The 24,108-nt window shown below is 67.3% G+C and carries 23 protein-coding genes; 6 read left to right on the top strand and 17 right to left on the bottom strand.

The annotated features are described in order from the left end of the window. Nucleotides 1-20 precede the first annotated feature (20 nt). On the top strand, nucleotides 21-1,160 hold the full coding sequence (locus AC1RQK_RS05495) for a PilT/PilU family type 4a pilus ATPase (protein WP_492372959.1): 1,140 nt from the start codon (nucleotides 21-23) through the stop codon (nucleotides 1,158-1,160). An 81-nt stretch (nucleotides 1,161-1,241) separates the two neighbouring features. Beyond that, the gene (locus AC1RQK_RS05490) at nucleotides 1,242-1,733 is read left to right on the top strand and encodes a glutathione peroxidase (protein WP_492372960.1); all 492 of its coding nucleotides are present in this window, start codon (nucleotides 1,242-1,244) and stop codon (nucleotides 1,731-1,733) included. Between the two features lie 37 nt (nucleotides 1,734-1,770). Here AC1RQK_RS05490 and AC1RQK_RS05485 read toward each other — a convergent pair whose 3' ends face one another. From AC1RQK_RS05485 to AC1RQK_RS05435, 11 genes are all read right to left on the bottom strand, one after another. Continuing rightward, entirely contained in the window at nucleotides 1,771-2,460 is a 690-nt protein-coding gene (locus AC1RQK_RS05485) for a helix-turn-helix transcriptional regulator (RefSeq protein ID WP_492372961.1), read from the bottom strand. Nucleotides 2,461-2,514: 54 nt separating this feature from the next. After that, nucleotides 2,515-2,880: a VOC family protein gene (locus AC1RQK_RS05480; protein WP_492372962.1), complete on the bottom strand. Its 366-nt coding sequence runs from the start codon at nucleotides 2,878-2,880 to the stop codon at nucleotides 2,515-2,517. Nucleotides 2,881-2,960: 80 nt separating this feature from the next. Further along, the gene (locus AC1RQK_RS05475) at nucleotides 2,961-3,683 is read right to left on the bottom strand and encodes an LrgB family protein (protein ID WP_043349437.1); all 723 of its coding nucleotides are present in this window, start codon (nucleotides 3,681-3,683) and stop codon (nucleotides 2,961-2,963) included. Further along, nucleotides 3,680-4,066, bottom strand: coding sequence for a CidA/LrgA family protein (locus AC1RQK_RS05470; RefSeq protein ID WP_492372963.1), 387 nt, complete (start codon nucleotides 4,064-4,066; stop codon nucleotides 3,680-3,682). The genes AC1RQK_RS05475 and AC1RQK_RS05470 overlap by 4 nt, the downstream gene beginning before the upstream one ends. Nucleotides 4,067-4,143: 77 nt before the next feature. Next, complete coding sequence (glcF, locus tag AC1RQK_RS05465) at nucleotides 4,144-5,409, bottom strand: glycolate oxidase subunit GlcF (protein ID WP_492372964.1); 1,266 nt, start codon at nucleotides 5,407-5,409, stop codon at nucleotides 4,144-4,146. A 65-nt stretch (nucleotides 5,410-5,474) separates the two neighbouring features. Continuing rightward, nucleotides 5,475-6,590, bottom strand: a complete 1,116-nt coding sequence (gene glcE, locus AC1RQK_RS05460; protein ID WP_492807967.1) for a glycolate oxidase subunit GlcE — start codon at nucleotides 6,588-6,590, stop codon at nucleotides 5,475-5,477. Nucleotides 6,591-6,620: 30 nt separating this feature from the next. Continuing rightward, nucleotides 6,621-7,580 (bottom strand): ion transporter, encoded by a 960-nt coding sequence (locus AC1RQK_RS05455; RefSeq protein WP_492372966.1) that lies wholly within the window; start codon nucleotides 7,578-7,580, stop codon nucleotides 6,621-6,623. Nucleotides 7,581-7,582: 2 nt separating this feature from the next. Next, nucleotides 7,583-9,076, bottom strand: coding sequence for an FAD-linked oxidase C-terminal domain-containing protein (locus AC1RQK_RS05450; RefSeq protein WP_492807966.1), 1,494 nt, complete (start codon nucleotides 9,074-9,076; stop codon nucleotides 7,583-7,585). A 253-nt stretch (nucleotides 9,077-9,329) separates the two neighbouring features. After that, nucleotides 9,330-9,857, bottom strand: coding sequence for a GNAT family N-acetyltransferase (locus tag AC1RQK_RS05445; protein ID WP_492807964.1), 528 nt, complete (start codon nucleotides 9,855-9,857; stop codon nucleotides 9,330-9,332). A gap of 44 nt (nucleotides 9,858-9,901) precedes the next feature. Then, complete coding sequence (locus tag AC1RQK_RS05440) at nucleotides 9,902-10,792, bottom strand: LysR substrate-binding domain-containing protein (RefSeq protein WP_492807962.1); 891 nt, start codon at nucleotides 10,790-10,792, stop codon at nucleotides 9,902-9,904. Nucleotides 10,793-10,805: 13 nt separating this feature from the next. Next, nucleotides 10,806-12,224 carry an FAD-binding oxidoreductase gene (locus tag AC1RQK_RS05435; RefSeq protein WP_492372970.1) on the bottom strand — a complete coding sequence of 473 codons (1,419 nt, stop codon included), beginning with the start codon at nucleotides 12,222-12,224 and terminating at the stop codon, nucleotides 10,806-10,808. A gap of 241 nt (nucleotides 12,225-12,465) precedes the next feature. On the opposite strand from AC1RQK_RS05435, the gene AC1RQK_RS05430 reads away from it, so the two are divergent. The 4 genes from AC1RQK_RS05430 to pabB all read left to right on the top strand — a co-directional run bounded on the left by AC1RQK_RS05430 (nucleotide 12,466) and on the right by pabB (nucleotide 18,770). Then, a complete protein-coding gene (locus AC1RQK_RS05430) occupies nucleotides 12,466-13,011 on the top strand; it encodes a cob(I)yrinic acid a,c-diamide adenosyltransferase (RefSeq protein ID WP_492807959.1) in 546 nt (181 codons plus the stop codon). Between the two features lie 185 nt (nucleotides 13,012-13,196). Next, nucleotides 13,197-15,203: a molecular chaperone DnaK gene (gene dnaK, locus AC1RQK_RS05425; RefSeq protein WP_367651384.1), complete on the top strand. Its 2,007-nt coding sequence runs from the start codon at nucleotides 13,197-13,199 to the stop codon at nucleotides 15,201-15,203. Between the two features lie 175 nt (nucleotides 15,204-15,378). Further along, nucleotides 15,379-16,527, top strand: a complete 1,149-nt coding sequence (gene dnaJ, locus AC1RQK_RS05420; protein WP_150985979.1) for a molecular chaperone DnaJ — start codon at nucleotides 15,379-15,381, stop codon at nucleotides 16,525-16,527. Between the two features lie 320 nt (nucleotides 16,528-16,847). Further along, the gene (gene pabB / locus AC1RQK_RS05415; RefSeq protein ID WP_492807957.1) at nucleotides 16,848-18,770 is read left to right on the top strand and encodes an aminodeoxychorismate synthase component I; all 1,923 of its coding nucleotides are present in this window, start codon (nucleotides 16,848-16,850) and stop codon (nucleotides 18,768-18,770) included. A gap of 9 nt (nucleotides 18,771-18,779) precedes the next feature. Here pabB and AC1RQK_RS05410 read toward each other — a convergent pair whose 3' ends face one another. The 6 genes from AC1RQK_RS05410 to pcnB all read right to left on the bottom strand — a co-directional run bounded on the left by AC1RQK_RS05410 (nucleotide 18,780) and on the right by pcnB (nucleotide 24,107). Next, complete coding sequence (locus AC1RQK_RS05410; RefSeq protein WP_492807956.1) at nucleotides 18,780-19,511, bottom strand: ATP-binding cassette domain-containing protein; 732 nt, start codon at nucleotides 19,509-19,511, stop codon at nucleotides 18,780-18,782. Continuing rightward, complete coding sequence (locus tag AC1RQK_RS05405) at nucleotides 19,508-20,206, bottom strand: ABC transporter permease (RefSeq protein ID WP_492372974.1); 699 nt, start codon at nucleotides 20,204-20,206, stop codon at nucleotides 19,508-19,510. The genes AC1RQK_RS05410 and AC1RQK_RS05405 overlap by 4 nt, the downstream gene beginning before the upstream one ends. Nucleotides 20,207-20,219: 13 nt before the next feature. Then, nucleotides 20,220-21,041, bottom strand: coding sequence for a 3-methyl-2-oxobutanoate hydroxymethyltransferase (gene panB, locus AC1RQK_RS05400; protein WP_174422932.1), 822 nt, complete (start codon nucleotides 21,039-21,041; stop codon nucleotides 20,220-20,222). Nucleotides 21,042-21,252: 211 nt separating this feature from the next. Then, nucleotides 21,253-21,894, bottom strand: a complete 642-nt coding sequence (locus AC1RQK_RS05395) for a deoxynucleoside kinase (protein ID WP_492372975.1) — start codon at nucleotides 21,892-21,894, stop codon at nucleotides 21,253-21,255. Nucleotides 21,895-21,975: 81 nt separating this feature from the next. Then, the gene (folK, locus tag AC1RQK_RS05390) at nucleotides 21,976-22,494 is read right to left on the bottom strand and encodes a 2-amino-4-hydroxy-6-hydroxymethyldihydropteridine diphosphokinase (protein ID WP_492372976.1); all 519 of its coding nucleotides are present in this window, start codon (nucleotides 22,492-22,494) and stop codon (nucleotides 21,976-21,978) included. Continuing rightward, nucleotides 22,494-24,107, bottom strand: a complete 1,614-nt coding sequence (gene pcnB / locus AC1RQK_RS05385; RefSeq protein WP_492807954.1) for a polynucleotide adenylyltransferase PcnB — start codon at nucleotides 24,105-24,107, stop codon at nucleotides 22,494-22,496. Before pcnB ends, folK begins: the two co-directional genes overlap by 1 nt. Between the last annotated feature and the right edge of the window lies 1 nt (nucleotide 24,108).

Raw genomic sequence — 24,108 nt, 5'->3', positions numbered from 1 at the left:
ATCCGAACCAGGACACCGCCATGCTCGATCGCGAATCCGCCGCCAAGTACATCAACGACCTGCTCGAGCTGATGGTGGGCAACCGCGGCTCGGACCTGTTCATCACCGCGGATTTTCCGCCGGCCATCAAGGTCGACGGCAAGATCACGCCAGTCTCGCAGCAGCCGCTCAACCCCACCCAGGCGCTCGGCCTGGTGCGCTCCATCATGAATGAGCGGCAGGCGGGCGAGTTCGACGGCAGCCGCGAGTGCAACTTCGCCATCTCCGTGCCCAACGCCGGGCGCTTTCGCGTCTCCGCGTTCATCCAGCAGGGCAAGGCGGGCATGGTGGTGCGTACCATCAATACGCGCATTCCTTCGGTGGAAGACCTCGACCTGCCGCCAGCACTGCATGACATCGTGATGTCAAAGCGCGGACTGGTGATCGTTACCGGCGCCACCGGCTCGGGCAAGTCGACCTCGCTTGCGGCCATGCTCGATCATCGCAATGCGCATTCGTATGGGCACATCATCACCATCGAGGACCCGATCGAATACGTGCACGCGCACCAGAACTGCATCGTCACGCAGCGCGAGGTCGGCATCGATACCGACTCCTGGCACGTGGCGTTGAAGAACACGTTGCGCCAGGCGCCCGACGTGATCCTGATCGGCGAAATCCGCGATCGGGAAACCATGGAATACGCGATGCAGTACGCGGAGACGGGCCACCTGTGCCTGGCCACGCTGCACGCCAACAATGCCAACCAGGCCATCGACCGCGTGGTCAACTTCTTCCCCGAGGAAAAGCGCCAGCAGTTGCTGATCGACCTGTCGCTCAACCTGAAGGCGATGGTGTCGCAGCGCCTGTTGCCGCGCAAAGGGCAGAAGGGCCGGGTGCCGGCAGTGGAGATCATGCTCGGCACGCCGCTGGTGGCCGACCTGATCTTCAAGGGCGAGATCCATGCGCTCAAGGAAGTCATCAAGAAATCGCGCGAGCAGGGCATGGTGTCGTTCGACCAGGCGCTCTTCGATCTCTACGAGGCCGGCAAGATCACCTACGAAGACGCGCTGCGCAATGCCGACTCGCTCAACGACCTGCGGCTGATGATCAAGCTGCACGGCACCCTGGACCGCGAGCCCGACCTGGGCGCCGGCACCGAACACCTGAACGTGATCTGAGCACGCACCGCATCGCCTAGTACACTGACCGGTACAGGACGCGCATCGCCGTGCGCCGCCGTGCCACCCGAGGATTCCGTCATGAGCAATGTCTACCAGTTCGAAGCCAGCTCCCTGGCTGGCCAGCCGGTGCCGCTGTCGCAATTCAGCGGCAAGGTGCTGCTGATCGTGAACACCGCCAGCGAGTGCGGCTTCACGCCCCAATACGCCGGCCTGCAGGCGCTGCAGGACCAGTACACCGCCAGTGGCCTTGCCGTGCTGGGTTTTCCCTGCAACCAGTTCGGCAAGCAGGAGCCGGGCGACGCCGCGCAGATCGGCCAGTTCTGCGAGTCGCGCTTCCACGTCACTTTCCCGATGTTCGGCAAGATCGACGTCAAGGGCGATAACGCGCATCCGCTGTATCGCTGGCTGACCTCGGAGAAGCCGGGCGTGCTTGGCCTGGAAGCGATCAAGTGGAACTTCACCAAGTTTCTGCTGCGCCGCAACGGGACGGTGTTCAAGCGCTACGCGCCCACCACCAAGCCCGAGGATATCAAGCGCGACATCGAGACGCTGCTGGCCGAGCCGGCGTAGGATGCGTCCCGAATCAGCCGATCACCCGAGCGGCCGGCTAGCCGCTGGTGTGCTGCACCGCACGCAGGAAGCCGTTGAGCGAGCGGTCGGGCGTTTCGTGGAAGCGGTCTTCCAGCATGACGATGCCGCGGCAGCGGTCCAGGCGGAAGCTGCGATAGTCGGTGCGCGTGGTGCACCAGGCGGCCAGCAGCCAGCTATTGCCCCAGAAGAACAGGCCCAGCGGCTGCACGATGCGGTCGGTGGCGCGCTGCTGCGCGTCGGTGTAGTCCAGGCGCAGCAGGCGTTGCGCGTTCATGGCGCCATGCACCACGTCAAAGGCGTCGCGCACCTGCGGCAGGTTGACGAATTCGGGGGCGAACACGCGGCTTTGCTGCGCCGCATGACGCCGCGCGGGCGGTAGCGCCGCCACCAGCTTCTCCAACGCGGGATCGGCCGCGGCGGCCAGCGCCCCGCCGCCCCAGGCCTTGAGCAGCCGCAGCCCGGCCACCAGCGCTTCGACTTCGATCGCGGTGAACATCAGCGGAGGGACGTCATAGTCGGCCCGCAACCGGTAGCCGATGCCCGCTTCGCCCTCCACCGGCACGCCCGACAGCGACAGCGCCTGGATATCCCGGTACACCGTGCGTTCGGACACCCCGAGCCGCTGCGCCAGCAGCGCCGCCGTGGTGAGGCGGCGCCCGCGCAGTACCTGGACGATCTGGAAAAGGCGGTCGGCGCGGCGGCTCATCGAGGCTTCATCTTGGTGCTATGCGGATGTTGGTAAAACGGTCGCGGTGGCTGACTATCCTACCAGTGGCTGGTGCAGGCCGACGCGATTGCCTTCGCTGTCGATGATATGCGCGATATGGCCGATATCGCCAGGCAACTGCAGCGGGCCGAACACGGTCTTGCCGCCGGCCGCGGTGACACGCGCCAGCAGCGCCGTGAGCTGCGGCGTGTGCAGGTAAGGCAGGCAGCCGTCGGCCGAGGGGCGGAAGCCCTCGCCGGCTACCAGTGCGCCGCCAGGCTCACGGTTGGCAAAGACAGCCATGTCGATCTGCGCCATGGTTTCGCGCTTGAGGGTGGTCTCGAAGGCCTGCTCGTAGAACCGGATGGCACGGGTCATGTCCACGACAGGAATTTCAAGCCAGTTGATCAGTCCGCTCATGATGGTCTCTCTCAGGGGTGATGGAGAGACGGATCATGCGCGGGGGCTCCTGACAACGTCCTGTCAGCAGGGATCAGGGATCAGCGTGGCATCCATGCCGCCAGCATCGGCACCATCACGGCGGTCAGCACGCCGTTCAGGCCCATGCCGAGCGCGGCGAAGGCGCCGGCCTCCTGGTTGACCTGGAAGGCGCGCGCCGTGCCGATGCCGTGCGCTGCCACGCCGGTGGCGAAGCCGCGCACGGTGTAGTCGGAAATGCGCAGCAGGTTCAGCAGCTTGGTGGCGCTGACCGCGCCGATGATGCCGGTGGCCATCACCAGCACGGCGGTCAGCGAGGGCAGGCCGCCGATCTTCTCGGCCACGCCCATGGCGATCGGGATGGTGACCGACTTGGGCGCGAGCGAGCGCATGGTCTCGGGCGAAGCGCCCAGCAGCCAGGCGATGCCAACGGCCGATACCACCGCCACCAGCGATCCCGCCAGCAGCCCGCCCAGCAGCGGGAACACATGCTTGCGCAACTTGGGCAGCTGCATGTAGAGCGGCACCGCCAGCGCGACGGTAGCGGGCCCGAGCAGGAAGTGGACGAACTGCGCGCCATCGAAATAGGTCTTGTACGGCGTGCCGGTCACCGTCAGCAGCGTGACCAGGATCGCGACCGCAATCATCACGGGATTGGCTAGCGGCGAGAAGCGCGCGCGCTCATAGACGCGGAACGCGAAGACATAGGCCAGCAAGGTAGCGGTCAGGCCGAGCAGCGGGCTGGCCGCCAGATAGACCCAGATCTCGTTCAGGCGCGGCGTCATGCTTGATCTCCCGAACCGGCTTGCGCGCCGGCATCCTCAGGCGGCCGGGGCTTGCCCATCAGCGCGCGCGCCACCAGCGCGGTGGTGGCGATCGCCAGCCAGGTGGACACCACCAGCGCCACCACGATCGGCAGCCATTCCCCGCCGATGCGGTGCGCGTGCACCATGATGCCGACGCCCGCCGGCACGAACAGCAGCGACAAGTGCTTGAGCAGCTCGGACGTGGTCCCCTGGATCACCGGCAGCAGCCGGTCGTCGAAGGTGAGCCAGCCGAACAGCAGGATCATGCCGATCACCGGCCCGGGCACGGGCAGGCTCAGGGAATAACTGAGCGCTTCCCCGACGGATTGGAAAACCAGCAGGATGGCAAAGGTCTGGAGCATGCGCGGGCGGGGCGAAAGGAGCGAAAGGCGGCAAGGGTGAATGCCATCGCATGGTAACCCGGCACCACGCGTCCAGCCTACCCCAGCATGCGATCCACCAGCTCGATCCAGTGCATCACCGGCGTGCCGGTGCCGCTTTGCAGGTGCGTGATGCAGCCGATATTCGCCGAGACGATGGCCTCGGGCTTCGAGGCCTGCAGATTGGCGAGCTTCTCGTCGCGCAACCGATAGGACAATTCGGGCTGCAGCACCGAGTACGTGCCTGCGGAGCCACAGCACAGGTGGCTGTCGGCACAGAGCTTGACGTCCACGCCCAGGCCTGCCAGCAGGGCTTCCACCTTGCCGCGGATCTGCTGGCCGTGCTGCAGCGTGCAGGGCGGATGATAGGCCACGCGCTGGCCATTGGTGCCGTTGGAGCCTTTGCTGCTTCTTGCCTCGGCGGCCGCGTCTTGCAGGGCGTCGGCGAAGTTCGGCAGCAGCTCCGACAGATCCTTGGTCAGCGCCGAGATCTGGCGCGCGCGATCCGCATAGCGGGCATCGTTGCGCAGCAGGTGGCCGTATTCCTTGACCATCACGCCGCAGCCCGACGCCGTCATCACGATGGCCTCCGCGCCGGCTTGCACCGCCGGCCACCAGGCGTCGATATTGCGCCGCATATTGTCGAGGCCGCCATCGTGGTCGCCGGTGTGATAGCGCACGGCGCCGCAACAACCGGCCTCGCGCGCCACCACCAGCTGCACGCCAAGACGGTCGAATACGCGTGCCGTGGCGGCATTGATGTTGGGCGACATCGAGGGCTGCACGCAGCCGTCGAGCAACAACATCTTGCGCGCGTGCGTGGTGCGCGGCCATGCGCCGGCGTTGACCGCCTGCGGCACCTTGTTGCGCAGCGCCTGCGGCAACAGCGCTCGCACGCGCTGCCCCAGGCGCATGGCCGTGCCGAACAGCGCCGGGCGCGTCATGCTTTCGCGCAGCGCCCACCGCGCGAAACGCTCGCGCGCCGGGCGCTGGATGCCTTCGGCCGCAAGGCGGTCGTCCACCACCTTGCGGCCGATGTCGACCAGACGGCCGTACTTCACGCCCGAGGGGCAGGTGGATTCGCAGTTGCGGCAGGTCAGGCAGCGGTCCAGGTGCAGGCGTGTGCTTTCCGTGACGGGCTGGCCCTCCAGCACCTGCTTCATCAGGTAGATGCGGCCACGCGGGCCGTCCAGCTCGTCGCCGAGCAACTGGTAGGTGGGGCAGGTCGCGGTACAGAAGCCGCAATGCACGCATTTGCCGACGATGGACTTGGCTTCTTCGCCGTCGGGCGTGTCGCGCAGGAATTCGGCCAGTGTGGTTTGCATGGTTCGGGGACTCTCCGGTGCCTTGGCTGGGGATCGATGCGGTGTGGTGCGGTGCCGCCCGTGGCTCAGAGGCCGGCGTACATGCGCTGCGGGTTGAAGATGCCGGCGGGGTCGAACGTCGCCTTGAGCCGCTGATGGATGGCAGCCACCGGTGCGGACAGCGGCGTGAACACGCCCACGGCTTTGTCGCCGTTGCGGAACAGCGTGGCGTGGCCGCCGGCCGCCTTGGCCGCGGCGCGCACGATGGCGCTGTCGGCCGCGCTGTCGCTGCCGCCCAGCCACCAGCGCTGGCCGCCGCCCCATTCGATCAGCTGCCCGCCGGGCAGCGCCAGCGGCGCGGCGGTGGTTGGCACGGCAATGCGCCACAGTGCCCGGCCAGCTTGCACCGGGGCAAAGAAGGCGTGGCTCTGCTCGCGCAGCGCGCGCCACAATGCATCGGCTTGCGCGGCGTCCACGGCTTCGCCGCCAAGCCGCTCGCGCGCGGCGCGCAGCGCGGCCGCCGCGCCCGACAGGCGCAGGTGCAGCACGCCGTCGTGCCAGGCCGAAGCGGCAATCGGCAGGGGCTGGCCGCCCCAGTCGTTGAGGCGATCGAGCGCCGCGGCCTCGTCCAGCGCAAAACGCAGCGTGGCGTCGTCGAAGGGCACCGGCAGCACCTTGAGCGAGACTTCCAGGATCAGCCCCAGCGTGCCGAGCGACCCGGACATCAGCCGCGAGACGTCATAGCCGGCTACGTTCTTCATGACCTGGCCGCCAAAGCTCAGGACGTCGCCACGGCCATCCATCACGCGTGTGCCCAGCACAAAGTCACGCAACGCGCCCACCGCCTGCCGGCGCGGGCCGGACAGGCCAGCGGCCACGGCGCCGCCGATCGTGGCCACGTCGCTGGCATTGGCGCCGGTGCTGAAGTGCGGCGGCTCGAACGCCAGCATCTGGCGCCGCTCGGCCAGCGCCGCCTCGATCTGCGCCAGCGGCGTGCCGCAGCGCGCGGTGATCACCAGCTCGGGCGGGTCGTAGTCGACGATGCCGCTGTAGGCGCGCGTGTCGAGCAGTGCCCCTTGCGCATGCTGGCCGTAGAAATCCTTGCTGCCGCCGCCGCGCAGGCGCAGCGGCGCGCGCGTGTCGGTGGCATGCCGGATGGCATCGCGAAAGGCGGTGAGGGTGGCTTGCGGATCTGCTGGCATGGTGGCGGGCGGGTGTCGGCGTGAGCTAGGTCAGGCGGAAGAAGTGGGACGGTGAGGTGGCGTCTCGGCGCTTGCGCGGGAGCCTGCCGGCTCGCGTTCGCTCTCGCCCTGGTAAGGCGGCAGCTCGCTGCCGCAGTGCTTGCAGTAGCCGGCGTCGGGATCGTGGCCTTCCGTCAGGCAATGGTTGCAGGTGCGCGTGGTCAGCGGCCGCTTCATGATGCTGGCGGCCAGCTCCGCGCCCACGATGCCGGTGGGGAAGGCGATGATGCCGTAGCCCAGCAGGATGGTCAGCGAGGTGATGAACTGGCCCAGCGGCGTCTTGGGCACCATGTCGCCGAAGCCGGTGGTGGTGAGCGTCACCACCGCCCAGTACATGCTCACGGGGATGCTGGTAAAGCCGTGCTGCGGGCCTTCCACCACATACATCACGGTGCCGAGGATCACGGTGATGATGAACACCGTGCCAAGGAAGACGAAGATCTTGCGCCGGCTGTTGGCCAGCGCGTGGTACAGGATCTGCGCTTCCTCGAAATACACCGTCAGCTTGAGGATCCGGAACACGCGCAGCAGCCGCAGCAGGCGCACGTCGATCAGGAAGGCCAGCTCGGGCACGAAGAAGGCGAGCCACGTGGGGATGATCGACAGGAAATCGACCACGCCGAAGAAGCTGAACACATAGCGCAAGGGGCGGCGCACCACCACGATGCGCATCAGGTATTCGGCGGTGAACAGCAGCGTGAACAGCCACTCCAGCACCGTGAACACGCGGCCCAGCCGCAGGTTTACCGCCGGCAGGCTGTCAAACATCACAATCAGCACGCTGGCCACGATGGCCAGCAGCAGAGTGATGTCGAACAGCTGTCCGTTGCGCGTGTCGGCCTCGAAGATGATGGTGTACCAGCGCTCGCGCCAGCCGGATTCGGGCTTGCCCAGGCGCTGGCGGGTTTGCGCGCTGCTGCGGTTGCGTTGCGTGGCGTTTTGAGCGGCCATGTTCAGAATCGCGGCAGGTCAGGGTGTGGCAGCAGGCCGCGCTTCACATGCATGCGGCCGTACTCGGCGCAGCGCGCCAGCGTGGGGATGGCCTTGTCGGGGTTGAGCAGGCGCGCCGGGTCGAAGGCCGCCTTGACGCCAAAAAACAGCTCGCGCTCTTGCGCGGAGAACTGCACGCACATGGAATTGAGCTTCTCCACGCCCACGCCGTGCTCGCCGGTCACCGTGCCGCCCAGCTCCACGCAGCTTTCCAGGATGTCGGATCCGAACAGCTCGGCGCGGTGCCATTCGTCCTGGTCCGCACCATCGAACAGGATCAGCGGGTGCATATTGCCGTCACCCGCATGGAACACGTTCATGCAGCGCAGGCCGTACTTGCCTTCCATCTCCTCGATGCGCTTGAGCAGCGTGCCGATATGCTTGCGCGGGATGGTGCCGTCCATGCAGTAGTAGTCCGGCGAGATGCGCCCGGCGGCGGGGAAAGCGTTCTTGCGCCCGCTCCAGAAGCGCAGCCGTTCGGCCTCGCTTTGCGACACCTGGATGCGGCTGGCGCCGGAAGCGCGCAGCACCTCGCTCATGCGCTCCACTTCCTCGGCCACTTCTTCCGGCGTGCCGTCGGACTCGCACAGCAGGATGGCGGCGGCGTCCAGGTCGTAGCCGGCGCGCACGAATTCCTCGACCGCGGCGGTGGCGGGCTTGTCCATCATCTCCAGCCCGGCCGGGATGATGCCGGCGCCGATCACATCGGCCACCGCGTTGCCGCCCTTGGCCACGTCATCGAAGCTGGCCATGATCACCTGCGCCAGCTGCGGCTTGGGGATCAGCTTGACGGTCACCTCGGTGACCACCGCCAGCATGCCTTCGGAGCCGATCACGGCGGCCAGCAGGTCCAGCCCCGGCGCGTCAGGCGCTTCCGAGCCGAACTCCACCACTTCGCCCTCCATCGTCACGGCGCGCACGCGCAGCACGTTGTGTACCGTCAGGCCGTACTTCAGGCAATGCACGCCGCCCGAGTTCTCGCTGACGTTGCCGCCGATGGTGCAAGCGATTTGCGAGGAAGGATCGGGGGCGTAATAGAGGTTGTACTGCGCGGCGGCCTCGGAGATGGCGAGATTGCGCACGCCGGGCTGGACCACCGCGGTGCGCGAGCGCACGTCCACGCTGACGATGCGCTTGAACTTGGCCAGCGACAGCACCAGGCCGGTGGCGATCGGCATGGCCCCGCCGGACAGGCTGGTGCCGGCGCCGCGCGGCACCACGGGCACCTGCAGCGAGTGGCACAGGCGCAGGATGGCGCAGACCTGTTCCTCGTTGTCGGGCAGTGCCACGGCCATCGGCACCTGGCCGTAGGCTGCCAAGCCGTCGCACTCGTAGGGCACGGTGTCTTCGGGTTTCCACAACAACGCCGCATCGGGCAGGATTTTCGCCAGGCCGGCGAGCAACGCGCTGCGGCGTGCGTCGTCGGCGACCAGTGAGACTTCGTGCGGGGCGTTCATGGCAACTCCTGTTATGGCCGCCGGCGCCCGCCATGGCAGGGCGGACGCGGGTGGGGAGCAAGGACTATAGCGCAGCCAGGTGGCTGCGCAGCCTCGTGGCAACGTGAATTCCGCATGGCAGGCCGATCAAAATCGCTCATGACGGCGTGGGCGCGGAACGTGCCATGCGGGCGGTGGCGAGGAGGATCCTCGCAGGCTGGCCGGTACCAATCCAGCTTAGCACCGGCGCGGCGCAAGGCGGCAATAGGCCGCTTTATTGTCCGCGCGGCGCCAGCATGTGTACCATTTCCAGCTTGTCGTGATAGTCCGGTGCCACATAGAGCGCCTGCGGCTCCACGCCGTAGCGCACGAAGCCCATGGCCTCATAGAGCGCGATCGCTGGCGCATTGATGACGTTGACGCAGAGCGTGACCTGGCGCAGCCCGGGCATGTCGGTGGCCACCGCCAACGCCTGTTCCATCAGCTGTCGCCCGAGGCGCCGGTCGCGATAGCCCGGCGCCACATACATGCCCCAGATAAACGCCTTATGCCGCTGCTTGGCCTTGTCCTCGCGCATCAGCCCGACCACGCCGGCCAGCGCGGTGCCGCCCTCGGTGGCTTCAAAGGCGCCGATCACGGCCTTTTCGGGCGTTGCCTCAAGGCGGCCGGCGACGGTGGCCAGCGGCAGGTCACGCTCTTCCTCGAAGCTGGAACCGAAGGCGGCGGGCGCCTCCAGCAGGCCTTCGAGGCGCAGTGCCTGGAAGGCTCCAGCGTCGGTGGGGGTGAGCAGCCGGATCTGCATGGTGGGGGTGTCTCCGAAAGGGGCTGCCGGACAATTAGCCAGTCTTACCAGTCCAGGCTGAGCAGCCAGTCGACAAAATACCGGGCCTCCGGCTTGAGGGGCGCCTGTTCGCGCTCGACGATGTAGTAGCCGTGCGGCGACACCGATTCGATGTCCAGCAGCCGCACCATCTGGCCCAGCGACAGCCAGTGCCGGGCCATGCGCTGGCGCACCAGCGCGACGCCCTGGTTGGAGGCGATGGCTTCGAGCATCAGGCCGATGTCGTTGAACTGCGGGCCGATCTGGGGCTCGGGCCAGTCCAGGCCGGCGGTCTCGAACCAGGGCTTCCAGGGTTCCAGCGGGCTGCGCAGCAGCACCAGGTTGTGCAGGTGCTCGGGTTTGGTGATGGCGCGGCCGTCGATGCGCTCATAGTACTCGCGCCCGCAGGCCGGGAACACGGGCTCGACCAGCAGCTTGGTGGTCTTCAGGTCGGGGTAGCGCCCGGTGCCGTAGCGGATCTCCACATCGGTGTCTTCCGCCTTCACGTCCAGGAAGGGGATGGCCAGGTGCAGCTCGGTGTCGATGTGCGGGTACAGCGCCGTGAACTCGGGCAGGCGCGGCACCAGGTGCTGGCGGCCGAAGGTGGGTGGGATCGCCACGCGCAGGCGGGTGCGCAGCTTGTTGTACTCGGGCCGGGCCAGTTCGTTGAGCGCCTTGAGGGCATCCTGCACATTGCGCAGGTAGCGCGTGCCAGCGGCCGTCAGCCGCAGCGCGGCGTTGGCGCGCACGAAGAGGTCCTCGCCCCACAGCTCCTCCAGGTTCTTGATGCGGTGCGACACCGCGCTGGGCGTGACCGACAGCTCCTCGGCCGCGCGTGCGAAGCTGCCCAGCCGGGCGGCGGCTTCGAACGCGATCAGCAGGTGCAGCGGCGGGACGCGGTTGAACACGGATGCCATGCCGCGCGATCCCTTAGCGTACCGGGCGGAAGATCTTGCCCGGGTTGAGGATGTGGTTGGGATCGAGCGCGTTCTTGATGGCGCGCATCAGGTCGAGCGCGTCTTCGCCGTGCTCGCTGACCAGGAAATCCATCTTGTGCAGCCCCACGCCGTGCTCGCCGGTGCAGGTGCCGCCCATGGCCAGCGCGCGCTCCACGATGCGCCGGTTGATGGTCTCGGCCTCGGCGAGCTCTTCAGGCTTTTCAGGGTCGGTGAGGATCGCGACGTGGAAATTGCCGTCGCCCACATGGCCCACGATGGGGCAGGGCAGGCTGGACGCGTTGAGGTCACGCTCGGTCTCGGTCACGCAATCGGCCAGGCGGGAAATCGGCACGCACACGTCGGTGGTGACCGCCTTGCAGCCCGGCTTGAGCTGCAGCATGGCGAAGTAAGCGGTATGGCGCGCGTTCCACAGGCGGCTGCGGTCTTCCGGCCGCGTGGCCCACTCGAAGCCCTGGCCACCATTGTCGGCGGCGATCTGCTGCACGGTCTCGGCCTGCTCCTTGACGCCGGCCTCGGTGCCATGGAATTCGAAGAACAGGTGCGGCGCCTCCGGCATGGACAGGTTGTCGTGCCGGTTGATGGCGCGGATGGCCAGCGCGTCGACGAACTCCACGCGCGCGACGGGCACGCCCAGCTGGATGGTCTCGATGGTTGCCCGCACCGCGCTGCCCATGCTGGGGAAGCTGCAGATGGCCGCCGAGATGGCTTCGGGCTGCGGGTACAGCCGCACCGTCACCTCGGTGATGATGCCCAGCGTGCCTTCGCTGCCGATCATCAGGCGGGTCAGGTCGTAGCCGGCGGAGGACTTGCGAGCGTGGGTGCCGGTCTTGATGATGCGGCCGTCGGCGGTGACCACCGTCAGCGCCAGCACGTTCTCGCGCATGGTGCCGTAGCGCACCGCGTTGGTCCCGGAGGCGCGCGTGGCGCACATGCCGCCCAGCGAGGCATCGGCGCCGGGGTCGATCGGGAAGAACAGGCCGGAGTCCTTGATTTCCTGGTTCAGCTGCTTGCGGGTCACGCCCGGTTGCACCGTCACGTTCAGGTCTTCGGGTTGCACCGACAGCACCTTGTTCATCTGCGACAAGTCCAGGCTGATGCCGCCAGCCACCGCCAGCAGGTGGCCTTCGAGCGAGGAACCGGCGCCGTAGGCAATCAGCGGCACACGGTGCTCGTTGCACAGCCGGGCCACTTCGGCCACTTCCTCGGTGGTGTGGGCGAAGACCACGCCGTCCGGCGCTGCCGGCGGGAAGGGGGACTCGTCGCGGCCGTGGTGGTCGCAGACGCCGGGGGAGGTGGAGAAGCGCTCGCCGAAGCGGGCCTGCAAGGCGTCACGCACGGCGGCGGGCAGGGGTTGGCGCACCAGCGCGGCGTGGGCAAGGGGTTGGTTCATGGCGTCTCCGGCGGGTCTGTGGGGACCGGGGACGCGCAGCGTCGGCCATGGCAAAAGGCCGCGCTGAACGGCGCCGGCAATCGCACCCGGTAGCGTATCAAGCGAATCCCGTTATTCTACGCCGCGCCCGGGGCGGCTCGTTGGGCGGGCGCCGCAACCGACACCCGGCGCCGGGCAGCGCGCTAACGCGAAGGGGCGGATGCGCGCCATAATGCGGGATTCGCCAACGCAGGAGACCCGCATGGGCCATCGCCTCTCCAAGATCGCCACCCGCACCGGAGATGCCGGCACCACCGGGCTTGGCGATGGCAGCCGCACCAGCAAGGACAGCCTGCGCATTGCCGCCATCGGCGATGTGGACGAACTCAACTCGAACCTTGGCGTGCTGCTCACCGAGACGCTGCCCGACGACGTCCGCACGGCCTTGCTGCATATCCAGCACGACCTGTTCGACCTTGGCGGTGAGCTCTCCATCCCCGGCTACGTGCTGGTCAAGCCAGAGCAGGTGCTGCAGCTGGACGCATGGCTGGATCACTACAATGCCAACCTGCCGCGCCTGGCCGAGTTCATCCTGCCGGGCGGCAGCCGGGCCGCGGCGGTGGCGCATGTGTGCCGCACGGTGTGCCGGCGCGCCGAGCGCGCGCTGGTGGCGCTGGGCGCGCAGGAAGCCCTGAACGAGGCGCCCCGCCAGTACCTGAACCGCCTGTCCGACCTGCTGTTCGTGTTGTCGCGCGTGCTCAACCGGGCCGGCGGGGGCAGTGATGTCCTGTGGCAGCGAGGCCGTTAGCCGATCCAGTTTTAAATGATGTAAGCAGCACAAAAACCACGCTTGGCGCGCAACGTCTCCTAACACCCTGCAACTTGGCCAGCCAGCCTGCCGTTGATCAGAAGGAGAAGCCGAGAAATTTAGTCGGAATTGCACTTCCGGCCCTTGAAATGGCCCCGGACGGCCACATTTCGGCCTCAGGATGAATTGCAGTCCCCGCGGATAGCGGGGCTCAAGAGGAGAGAATAATGGGTAAGATCATCGGTATCGACCTCGGTACCACCAATAGCTGCGTCGCGATCATGGAAGGCAATACGCCCAAGGTGATCGAAAATGCCGAAGGCACGCGTACCACCCCTTCGATCATCGCCTACATGGAAGACGGCGAGATCCTGGTGGGCGCGCCTGCCAAGCGCCAGGCGGTGACCAATCCGCGCAACACCCTGTATGCGGTGAAGCGCCTGATCGGCCGCAAGTTCGAAGAAAAGGAAGTGCAGAAGGACATCGGCCTGATGCCGTACACCATCGTCAAGGCCGACAACGGCGACGCATGGGTGTCCGTGCGCGACCAGAAGCTGGCACCGCCGCAGGTGTCCGCCGAAGTGCTGCGCAAGATGAAGAAGACCGCCGAAGACTACCTCGGCGAGCCGGTGACCGAAGCCGTGATCACCGTGCCGGCTTACTTCAACGACTCGCAGCGCCAGGCCACCAAGGACGCTGGCCGCATCGCAGGCCTGGACGTCAAGCGCATCATCAACGAGCCGACCGCGGCCGCGCTGGCCTTCGGCCTGGACAAGAACGAAAAGGGCGACCGCAAGATCGCCGTGTATGACCTGGGTGGCGGCACGTTCGACATCTCGATCATCGAGATCGCCGACGTTGACGGCGAGAAGCAGTTCGAAGTGCTGTCGACCAATGGCGACACCTTCCTGGGCGGCGAAGACTTCGACCAGCGCATCATCGACTACATCATCGGTGAGTTCAAGAAGGACCAGGGCGTCGACCTGTCCAAGGACGTACTCGCGCTGCAACGCCTGAAGGAAGCCGCTGAAAAGGCCAAGATCGAACTGTCGAGCTCGCAGCAGACCGAAATCAACCTGCCGTACATCACGGCGGATGCCTCCGGTCCGAAGCACTTGAACCTGAAGATGACCCGCGCCAAGCTGGAATCGCTGGTCGAGGAACTGATCCTGCGCACCATCGAGCCGTGCCGCATCGCCATCAAGGACGCCGGCGTCAAGGTCAGCGAAATCGATGACGTGATCCTGGTCGGCGGCATGACCCGCATGCCCAAGGTGCAGGAACAGGTCAAGGAATTCTTCGGCAAGGAAGCGCGCAAGGACGTGAACCCGGACGAAGCCGTCGCCGTTGGCGCCGCGATCCAGGGCTCCGTGCTGTCGGGCGACCGCAAGGACCTGCTGCTGCTGGACGTGACGCCGCTGTCGCTGGGCATCGAAACGCTGGGTGGCGTGATGACCAAGATGATCACCAAGAACACCACCATCCCGACCAAGCATGCGCAGGTGTTCTCGACCGCTGACGACAACCAGCCGGCCGTGACCATCAAGGTGTTCCAGGGCGAGCGTGAAATGGCCACCGGCAACAAGCTGCTGGGTGAGTTCAACCTCGAAGGCATCGCGCCGGCCGCACGCGGCACGCCGCAGATCGAAGTCTCGTTCGACATCGACGCCAATGGCATCTTGCACGTGGGCGCCAAGGACAAGGCGACCGGCAAGGAAAACCGCATCACCATCAAGGCGAACTCGGGCCTGTCGGAAGACGAGATCCAGCGCATGGTGAAGGACGCCGAGGCCAACGCCGAGGAAGACAAGAAGGCCCGTGAGCTGGCGGATGCCCGCAACCAGGCCGACGCGCTGATTCACTCGACCAAGAAGGCTGTCACCGAATACGGCGACAAGCTGGAAGCGGGCGAGAAGGAAAAGATCGAAGCCGCGATCAAGGAACTGGAAGACGCCGCACGCGGCGGCGACAAGGCCGAGATCGATGCCAAGGTCAGCGCGCTGTCCGAAGCCAGCCAGAAGCTGGGCGAGCGTGTCTATGCGGACATGCAGGCCCAGGCCGGCGAAGCAGGTGCGGCGGGCGCCGCGGGCGCGGCCGGTGCCGGTGCTGCCGGCGCGGGCCATCAGCAAGCCCATCCGCAGGACGATAACGTCGTGGACGCCGAGTTCAAGGAAGTCAACGACAAGAAGTAATGGAAGAGCGGGGCGGGGGCGCGGTGCGCAACACCAGCGCCAGCCCCCATCCCGACGCCGGGCGACGGACATTGGACCAAGCGGGTTACCGCCGTCGAATGCCTCGCTCGGCTTTTTTGCTATTTCGCCCGGGCGGGCTTTGGACGCTTCCGGGCCCATCAGGTAAGCAGCCACCATGGCAAAACGTGACTTTTACGAAGTGCTCGGGGTGGGCAAGAACGCCGGCGACGACGAGATCAAGAAGGCCTATCGCAAGCTGGCGATGAAGCACCACCCGGACCGCAATCCGGACAGCAAGGATTCCGAAGAGAAGTTCAAGGAGGTCAAAGAGGCCTACGAGATGCTTTCGGACCCTGAGAAGAAGGCAGCCTACGACCAGTACGGCCACGCCGGTGTCGACCCCAACATGGCGGGCGGCTTCGGCGGCGGCGGCCAGGCCTACGGCGGTTTCGCCGAAGCCTTCGGCGACATCTTCGGCGATATTTTTGGCCAGCAAGGCGGCCAGGCTGGCGGCGGACGCCGTGGCGGCGGCCCGCAGGTGTACCGCGGTGCTGACCTGCGCTACAGCATGGAAATCACGCTGGAGCAGGCCGCCCACGGCCACGACGCGCAGATCCGGGTGCCCCACTGGGACGAGTGCGAGCATTGCCACGGCAATGGCGCCGAGCCCGGCACCAACGTCGAAACCTGCCCGACCTGCCATGGCGCGGGCCAGGTGCGCGTGTCGCAAGGCTTCTTCTCGATGCAGCAGACTTGCCCCAAGTGCCACGGCACCGGCAAGCACATCCCCAAGCCGTGCACCAAGTGCCACGGTCAGGGCAAGCTGAAGTCGCAGAAGACGCTGGAAGTGAAGATTCCCGCCGGCATCGACGAGGGCATGCGCATCCGCTCCTCGGGCAATGGCGAGCCGGGCATCAACGGTGGCCCCCCGGGCGACCTGTATGTGGAAGTCCACATCAAGCAGCACGCGGTGTTCGAGCGCGACGGCGACGACCTGCACTGCCAGATGCCGATTTCCTTCGCCACCGCGGCGCTGGGCGGCGACCTGGAAGTGCCCACGCTGGGCGGCAAGGCCAGCTTCCCGGTGCCGGAAGGCACCCAGCCCGGCAAGACCTTCCGCCTGCGCGGCAAGGGCATCAAGGGCGTGCGCTCGGGCTACCCCGGCGACCTCTACGTGCACGTGAACGTGGAAACGCCGGTCAAGCTGACCGAGGCGCAGAAGGACATCCTGCGCCAGTTCGACCGCTCGGTGCATGAAGGCGGCTCGCGCCACAGCCCGCAGGAGCAATCCTGGCTCGACAAGGTGAAGAGCTTCTTCAGTTGATCCGGCTTGGGGCATGCGGCCGGCCACGCGTTGATGCGTGGCCGGCTTTTTTGTTTTGAGGGCGCCGAAAAAACCGTGGGCTTCGCTTGAACTGGCTCCTAGCTAAGCCACCCCTCTCCCCAGCCCTCTCCCCCTGAGGGGAGAGGGAGCGAAAGCCGTCGTCAGGGCGGGCGGTTTTGGCCCGCTCCGCGACTTCGGCCGGTGCCTCAGGTTTGCTCCCCTCTCCCACTTGTGGGAGAGGGGCCGGGGGAGAGGGCGGGCGCGCGATAATGCAATGTCGCCCGCTTTATGGCGACCTCAATTTATGCTGGTGATTTCCCGTGGCAGTCTCCCTGACCCGCTCGTCTTCTTCCTCAATCTCACAAGCGCCCGAATCCGGCTCTGCCGGCGCCGCCGAGCCCTTCGTCCTGCTTGACGACGCCACCGCCGCCCCCGGCGAGGCATCTTCGCGCCTGTACACCGGCTTCGCCCGTGAAGATGCGCTGCCCGACGCCTCCGAGCTCGGCGCGCTCGACGCCATGCTGGCCGAAGGCTGGCGCCAGGGCTGGCATGCCACGCTGTTCGCCCCCTACGAATTCGGCGGCCCGCTGGTCGGCGTGCCGGTCCATGTCGACCACGCGCTGCCTTTCCATGACGGCGCGCTGCGCCTGCTGTGGTTCCGGCAGATGCGCCGGCTGGACACGCGGGAGGTCGCGCAGTGGCTGGCGCCGTCCTCGGGCGAACCGGCCGGCGTGATGGACGTCACGGCCGACACGCCGGAAGCCGCCTTCCACGCGGCCATTGCCCGGATCCACCAGTGGATCGAGGCTGGCGATACCTACCAGGTCAACTTCACGCAGCGGCTGCGCTTTGCCGCTTTCGGCGATCCGCTGGCGCTGTATGCCGCGCTGCGCGCCGCTCAGCCGGTGCCCTACGCCGCGCTGGCGCGGCTGCCGGGCGATGGCTGGGTGCTGTCGCTGTCGCCGGAATTGTTCGTCCGGCATGACGGCCAGGGCCAGTTGCTCACCCGCCCGATGAAGGGCACGGCGCCGCGCACGGGTGACGACGCGCGCGATGCCGAGGCCGCGCTGGCGCTGGCGGCCGACCCGAAGAACCGCGCCGAGAACGTGATGATCGTCGACCTGCTGCGCAACGACCTGGGCCGCGTCGCGGTGCCGGGTACGGTGGCCGTGCCCGATCGCTTCGTGGTGCAGCCCTTCGGCCAGGTGCTGCAGATGACCTCCACCGTGACTGCCAAGGCGCGCGCCGGCACCAGCCTGGCGGATCTGATGCGCGCGCTGTTTCCCTGCGGCTCCATCACCGGCGCGCCCAAGCGGCGCACCATGGAGATCATCAGCGAGCTGGAGCGCGCGCCGCGCGGCCTTTACACCGGCTCGCTCGGCTGGATCGATGCGCCCGGCGAAGGGCAAGCGCAGGCATGGCCGGGTGCCTTTGCGCTGTCGGTCGCCATCCGCACGCTGGTATTAGGCGCGCAGGGCGCCGACGGACTGCGCGCGGGCGAGATGGGCGTGGGCGGTGGCATCGTGCATGACAGCGACGCCGCGGGCGAATTTGCCGAGTGCGGCTGGAAGGCGCGCTTCCTGACCGCGCACGATCCGGGCTTTACCTTGTTCGAAACCATGCGGGTGGAAGACGGGGCGTGCCAGCGCCTGGATCAGCATCTGGCGCGGCTGGCGGCTTCCGCTGCGTGCTTCGGCTTCGGGTTTGAGCGCGCTCGCGCGTTGGCGTTGGTGCAGGCGGCCGTGGCGGATCTCGGGGCCGGCACCTGGCGCCTGCGGCTGGCGCTGGACAAGGCAGGCAGCTTCACCGTTGCCCACGGCCCGATGGCGCCGCTCTCCGCGGCCCCGGTGCGCGTGGTGCTGGCCGCGCAGGCGCTGCCGGTCGCGGACGCGTTGCGCCGCCACAAGACCAGCGCGCGCGCCATCTATGACGCCGGCTGGCAAGCGGCCGAGCGCGCCGGCGCCTTCGACAGCCTGTTCTTCAACGCCCGCGGCGAGCTGCTCGAAGGCGGCCGCAGCTCGGTATTCGTCAAGGTGCAAGGCGAGTGGCTGACGCCGCCGCTGGCCGCCGATATCCTGCCCGGCGTGATGCGCGCTGCGGTGCTGGGCGATGGTGCACACCACCTCGGCGGGACGGTGCGCGAGGCGGTTGTCACGCGGGCCATGCTGCTGAGCGCGGAGGCACTAGCGCTGGCGAACTCGCTGCGGGGCGTGCTATTGGCGGAGTTACCGGCAACTGCCTGATCCAGGCGTTCAGGGGTGGCGCGTATCCAGCCGCCCGTCGCCAAGCTTCCAGCGCACCACGCCCGGCAGGTTGATCAGCTCGCGATCGTGGCAGACCATCACCACGCTGCGGCCTTCGGCGGCCAGCTCCTTCACCAGGCCGATCACCTGTTCGCGAGCGTGGCCGTCCAGGCTGGAGGTGGGCTCGTCCAGCAGCAGCAAATCGGGCTCCAGCACCTTGGCGCGGGCCAGTGCCACGCGCTGCACCTCGCCGCCGGACAGGCATTCGGGGGCGGTGTCCTGCACGTGCGTGATGCCGGCCCAGCCCAGCGCGGCTCCCACGCGCCGCCTGACTTCGTCGTCGGGCATGCCACGCGCCTTCAGGCCATAGGCGATGTTCTCGCGCACCGAGGTGCGAAACAGGTAGGGATGCTGGTGCAGGTAGGCAATGCGCTGGCGCAGCGCGGCGGGCAGCGGATCGAGTGCGGCGTTGTGCGGCGTGCCGTCCGCGCTGGTCCAGGCCACGGTCGCGCCGGGTGCGCGCTCCAGCCCCGCCACCATGCGCAGCAGCGTGCTCTTGCCCGCGCCATTGACACCGGTCAGCACCACCACAGCGGCGCGCGGGAAGGCAAGCTCGGCAATATCGAACAGCCCCCGCGCGCCTACCTGGCGCTGCAAGCCGCGCACCGTCAGCAGCGGCGGCAGCTGGGAGGGCGGCAACGCCTGCCCGTCAGGCGTGCGGCGCGCGGGCAGGGTGCTCATCGGCGAAATCCTCCCGCGCCTTGCAGCCACGCCAGCATCACATTGACGAGCACTGCCAGTGCGATCAGCACAACGCCCAGCGCAATACCCTGGGCGAATTCTCCTTTGCTGGTTTCCAGCGCGATGGCGGTGGTGATGGTCCGGGTGGCGCCTTCGATATTGCCGCCGATCATCAATGCCGAGCCGACTTCGGCGATGACCCGCCCAAAGCCCGCCACCAGTGCGGCCATCAGGCCGAAGCGCATCTCGCGCAGGACGGTGAAAAAGGTTCGCCAGCGCCCGGCACCCAGTACCCAGGCGGTTTCACGCAGCCGCGCATCCGCCCCCTGCAAGGTGGACAGGGCAAACGCCAGCACCACCGGGAAGCCGATCACCGCCTGCCCTAGCACCATGCCGCTGCGGGTAAACAGCAAGGAGAAGTTGCCCAGCGGCCCGTGGCGGGTGAACAGCAGGTAGAGGACCAGCCCGACCAGCACGGTCGGGAAGGAGAGGAAGGCCTGCGCCATCACCACCACCACACGCCGCCCGGGAAAATCGTGGGTGGCGATCAGGTAGGCCGCGCCGATGGCCGGCACGGCGGCCATCGCCAGCCCGAGCACGGCCACCACCAGCGAGGTCCAGACGATGAACCAGATGGCGCCGTCACCGCTGGCCAGAAGCGCAAAGGCCGCGGCGGTGGCGGCACCGATCTCCATTGCCGGCGCGCGCTCAGGCCGAGAAGGTGTGCTCGACGGCCGGGAAGCTGCCGTCCTTCACGGCCGCCACGTAGGCGCGCACGGCGGCCTCGATCGAGCCGGCGCCTTCCATGAAGTTGCGCACGAACTTGGCCTTGCGGCCCGGGTAGACGTTGATCATGTCCTGCAGCACCAGTACCTGGCCGGAGCAATCCGCGCCAGCGCCGATGCCGATGGTCGGGATCGTCAGCAGGCCGGTGACCACGCCGGCCACAGCCGCCGGCACCGCTTCCATCACGATCAGCTGGGCGCCCGCGGCTTGCAGTGCAAGCGCGTCGCGCTTGAGCTGCGCCGCGCTTTCGTCGGTCTTGCCCTGCACCTTGAAGCCGCCCAGCGCGTGCACCGACTGCGGCGTCAGGCCAATGTGGCCGCACACCGGAATGCTGCGCTCGACCAGGAACTTGACGGTGGGCGCGAGCCAGTCGCCGCCCTCCAGCTTGACCATTTGCGCGCCGGCCCGCATCAACGCCACGGCGCTGGTGAAGGTGGCTTCCGGGGTGGGATAGGTGCCGAATGGCAGGTCCGCCACCAGCAGCGCGCTCTGGTTGCCGCGTGCCACGCATTCGGTGTGATAGACAACCTGTTCGAGCGTCACGGGCAGCGTGGTCTGCTGGCCTTGCATGACATTGCCAAGGGAGTCGCCGACCAGCAGCACCTCGACCCCGCAGTAGTCGAGCAGCGCGGCGAAGCTGGAGTCGTAGGCGGTCAGCATGGCGATTTTTTCGCCGGCGGCGCGCATGGCTTGCAGCTTGGGGATGGTGACGGTCTTGCGGGAGGGGTCGAGGAGGTAACTCATGACGTTGGGCCGGTAGAGAGACGGGAGACGGGCCGGCCGCAATGCGGCAGTGCATTCATGATCGGTGCATCAACGCATCTGCATCCGTGCGGCAAGGCCTTTGCCCCTTTCAGTTCGTACTGCGCGAGGCGCTCGGCCCCAGGATGGGGCCACGGGATTCGCGGCAGCGACTGCTGTCGTTATGGTGAAGGCTGGCAGGCGGGAGAGCCTGTCAGGGCGCAGCGAGATTGAGAAAGGCCTTGCGGCCACGCATGTTTTCGATGCGCGACAGTAGTGTACGGAAATCGGCGTCGTTGTCTACCGGGCTGAAGTGGGCGGTGTCGACGATCATGACCGGTGCTTCATCGTAGCGATGGAACAGCTCGCCGTAGGCATCCGACAATCGCTCCAGATAGGCATCGTCGATGCTGGACTCGCCAGGCGCGTTGCGCCGGGCGATGCGCTCGCGCAGCAGGGCGGGTGAGGCCTGCAGCACGATGACGAGGTCTACACGCTGGCCTTGGGCCGGCAGGCGCGCGGCGAGGGCGTCGTACAGCGCCAGTTCGTCCTCGGGCAGGGTCAGCCCGGCGTAGAGGCGGTCCCGGGTGTGCAAGAAATCGCCTACCACGCGCTGGCCCGCCAGCAGTGCCGCCTGCCAGGCCTTGAGCTGCTGCGCGCGCTGGTTCATCAGCGACAGCTGCAGCGGCAGCGCGTATCGCGCGGGCTCGCGATAGTAGCGTTCCAGGAAGGGGTTTTCACGTGCGGCATCAAGCAATTCGCCGGTGCGCAGGGTTTGCGCCAGGCGTTGCGCGAGCGCGGTCTTGCCGGCTCCGATGGGGCCTTCCACCACAATGCGGCGCAGGTGTTCGAGCATGGGCGGGTCCGGTCGGCTAGGGGGGACTACACGGTACAGGGCGGACAAAGCGGGGCCGGCTTGCCGCTGCCGGCCATGGCTTCAGGAATCGCTGCGCGCGTCCAGTTGCCGCGTGCACTTGCAAAAGGAGACCTTCTCGACGCGCTGCGTGCTGACCGCGGCCAGGTAATCCGCCGCGCGGCCAAGGCCGGGGACAACCAGTTCGGCATCCAGCTCAAGCAGCGGCACCAGCGTGAAGGCGCGTTCGGCCAGGCGTGGATGCGGCACCACCAGCTTTTCGTCCTGGTGGATTTCGTCGCCAAAGACCAGCAGGTCCAGGTCGAGGGTGCGTGGTGCGTTGCGGAAAGGCCGCTCGCGGCCAAACTGATCCTCGATGTGGTGACAGATGCGCAATAGCTGGGCGGCGGTGAACGAGGTCTCCACCTTGACCACCGCGTTGTAATAGTCGTTGCCCGTCGCATCGACCGGGGCCGTGCGATAGAGCGACGATCTCGCCAGCACCGTGATGCCGACCTGCTGGGCCAGGCACACGATGGCATCTTTCAGAGCCTGCCGGGCGTCACCCAGGTTGGCTCCGATGCCGATAAAGGCAAGTGTCATTACGATTCCTCCGGCTGGACGCGTACCTTGCCGGTTTTCCGGTCTGCAGTGGAGCCGGATTCCTGGCTCGCGTCCATATCACTCCGCGGAGAAACTTTATCCGATTTCCGCGGACTGCGCCGGCGGCGCTTCTTGCGTGCCGGGCCGCCACTGTCGCCGCTATCGCCATCTCCGGCGGGCTCAAAGCCTTCGGCATCGCCCGCGCCGCCGCTGCCGCCGCCGCCTTGCTTGCCGGCGCCGCGCACCGGGCGCACTGCCTCGATCAGGTCCTCGCGGCCGTGGCTATCGGCATCCTGGAAGTCCTGCCACCATTTCGCCAGCTCGGCCGGCTGCTCGCCAGATTCGCAGCGCAGGTAGAGGAAATCGAAGCCGGCACGGAAGCGCGGCGATTCGATCAGGCGGAACGGCATGCGGCCCACGCGCTTCTCGAAGCGCGGCTGCATGCCCCAGATGTCCCGCATGTCGGTGACAAAGCGGCGCTGGATGGCGAGCTGGCCGGTCTGGCGTTCCAGCACGTCGTCCATGGCGATATTGAGCGCGGCGATGGCGTGTTCGCCTTGCTCGCGCAGCGTGGTCCAACGCTGCAGCACGTGGTGCCAAAGCAGCGCGGCAAACAGGAAGCCCGGCGAGACCGGCTTGCCTACCTGCACACGCTGGTCCGTGTTGTCCAGCGCCAGTTGCACGAAGCGCTGGCCCATCGGCTGCTCCAGCGCGACATCCAGCAGCGGCAGCAGGCCGCGGTGCAGGCCAGCCTTGCGCAGCTCCTGCAGCGACGCCCAGGCATGGCCTGACATCAGCAGCTTGAGCATCTCGTCGAACAGGCGCGCGCTGGGCACATTGTGGATCAGCGAGGCCAGGTCGGCGATCGGCTGGCGGGTGTCCTCGTCGATCGTGAACCCGGTCTTGGCGGCGAAGCGCACCACGCGCAGCATGCGGATGGGGTCTTCGCGGTAGCGTGTGACCGGATCGCCGATCATGCGCAGCGTGCGTGCGCGGATGTCCTCCATGCCCTGGTGGTAGTCGTACACCAGTTGCTGGGCGGGGTCGTAGTACATCGCGTTGATGGTGAAGTCGCGGCGTTCCGCGTCTTCGGCCTGCGAGCCCCACACGTTGTCGCGCAGCACGCGGCCAGAGGCATCGATCGCGTGGGTCTTGCTGTCGAGCTCGGAGCGCTTGAGGCGGCGCCCTTCGGGCAAGGTCTCGCTGGCGACCGCGTCGACCAGCGCGCGGAAGGTGGAGACTTCAATGATTTCCTGCTCGCGCCCGCCATAGAACGTCACGTGCACGATCTGGAAGCGCCGGCCGATGATGCGCGAGCGGCGGAACAGCGCCTGCACCTGGTCAGGCGTGGCGTTGGTGGCGACGTCGAAGTCCTTGGGCTTGATGCCCAGCAGCAGGTCGCGCACCGCGCCGCCGACGATAAACGCCTCGTAGCCCGCCTGCTGCAGCGTGGAGGTGACCTTGATGGCGTTGCGCGAGATCAGCGACTGGTCGATCTGGTGCTCGGCATGCGCAACGATATTCGGCGCATGGGCGCGCTGGCCGCGGCGTTTGACGGGGCGCTGCTGGGTGCCCGGCTTGCCTAGCAGCCGGTTGATTAGCTTTTTGATCACG

The sequence above is a fragment of the Cupriavidus sp. GW822-FHT02D05 genome (assembly GCF_058802485.1).
This window is presented reverse-complemented; position numbering and strand designations above follow the sequence as displayed.

What these genes read in the sequence shown, in the direction of transcription:
- glcF (WP_492372964.1), bottom strand. Translation starts at nt 5,409, where the DNA reads ATGCAAACCACACTGGCCGAATTCCTGCGCGACACGCCCGACGGCGAA.
- AC1RQK_RS05455 (WP_492372966.1), bottom strand. Translation starts at nt 7,580, where the DNA reads ATGGCCGCTCAAAACGCCACGCAACGCAACCGCAGCAGCGCGCAAACC.
- AC1RQK_RS05485 (WP_492372961.1), bottom strand. Translation starts at nt 2,460, where the DNA reads ATGAGCCGCCGCGCCGACCGCCTTTTCCAGATCGTCCAGGTACTGCGC.
- glcE (WP_492807967.1), bottom strand. Translation starts at nt 6,590, where the DNA reads ATGCCAGCAGATCCGCAAGCCACCCTCACCGCCTTTCGCGATGCCATC.
- AC1RQK_RS05490 (WP_492372960.1), top strand. Translation starts at nt 1,242, where the DNA reads ATGAGCAATGTCTACCAGTTCGAAGCCAGCTCCCTGGCTGGCCAGCCG.
- dnaJ (WP_150985979.1), top strand. Translation starts at nt 15,379, where the DNA reads ATGGCAAAACGTGACTTTTACGAAGTGCTCGGGGTGGGCAAGAACGCC.
- folK (WP_492372976.1), bottom strand. Translation starts at nt 22,494, where the DNA reads ATGACACTTGCCTTTATCGGCATCGGAGCCAACCTGGGTGACGCCCGG.
- AC1RQK_RS05395 (WP_492372975.1), bottom strand. Translation starts at nt 21,894, where the DNA reads ATGCTCGAACACCTGCGCCGCATTGTGGTGGAAGGCCCCATCGGAGCC.
- AC1RQK_RS05495 (WP_492372959.1), top strand. Translation starts at nt 21, where the DNA reads ATGCTCGATCGCGAATCCGCCGCCAAGTACATCAACGACCTGCTCGAG.
- AC1RQK_RS05475 (WP_043349437.1), bottom strand. Translation starts at nt 3,683, where the DNA reads ATGACGCCGCGCCTGAACGAGATCTGGGTCTATCTGGCGGCCAGCCCG.
- AC1RQK_RS05480 (WP_492372962.1), bottom strand. Translation starts at nt 2,880, where the DNA reads ATGAGCGGACTGATCAACTGGCTTGAAATTCCTGTCGTGGACATGACC.
- AC1RQK_RS05430 (WP_492807959.1), top strand. Translation starts at nt 12,466, where the DNA reads ATGGGCCATCGCCTCTCCAAGATCGCCACCCGCACCGGAGATGCCGGC.
- AC1RQK_RS05440 (WP_492807962.1), bottom strand. Translation starts at nt 10,792, where the DNA reads ATGGCATCCGTGTTCAACCGCGTCCCGCCGCTGCACCTGCTGATCGCG.
- AC1RQK_RS05410 (WP_492807956.1), bottom strand. Translation starts at nt 19,511, where the DNA reads ATGAGCACCCTGCCCGCGCGCCGCACGCCTGACGGGCAGGCGTTGCCG.
- panB (WP_174422932.1), bottom strand. Translation starts at nt 21,041, where the DNA reads ATGAGTTACCTCCTCGACCCCTCCCGCAAGACCGTCACCATCCCCAAG.
- AC1RQK_RS05470 (WP_492372963.1), bottom strand. Translation starts at nt 4,066, where the DNA reads ATGCTCCAGACCTTTGCCATCCTGCTGGTTTTCCAATCCGTCGGGGAA.
- AC1RQK_RS05445 (WP_492807964.1), bottom strand. Translation starts at nt 9,857, where the DNA reads ATGCAGATCCGGCTGCTCACCCCCACCGACGCTGGAGCCTTCCAGGCA.
- AC1RQK_RS05435 (WP_492372970.1), bottom strand. Translation starts at nt 12,224, where the DNA reads ATGAACCAACCCCTTGCCCACGCCGCGCTGGTGCGCCAACCCCTGCCC.
- AC1RQK_RS05450 (WP_492807966.1), bottom strand. Translation starts at nt 9,076, where the DNA reads ATGAACGCCCCGCACGAAGTCTCACTGGTCGCCGACGACGCACGCCGC.
- AC1RQK_RS05405 (WP_492372974.1), bottom strand. Translation starts at nt 20,206, where the DNA reads ATGGAGATCGGTGCCGCCACCGCCGCGGCCTTTGCGCTTCTGGCCAGC.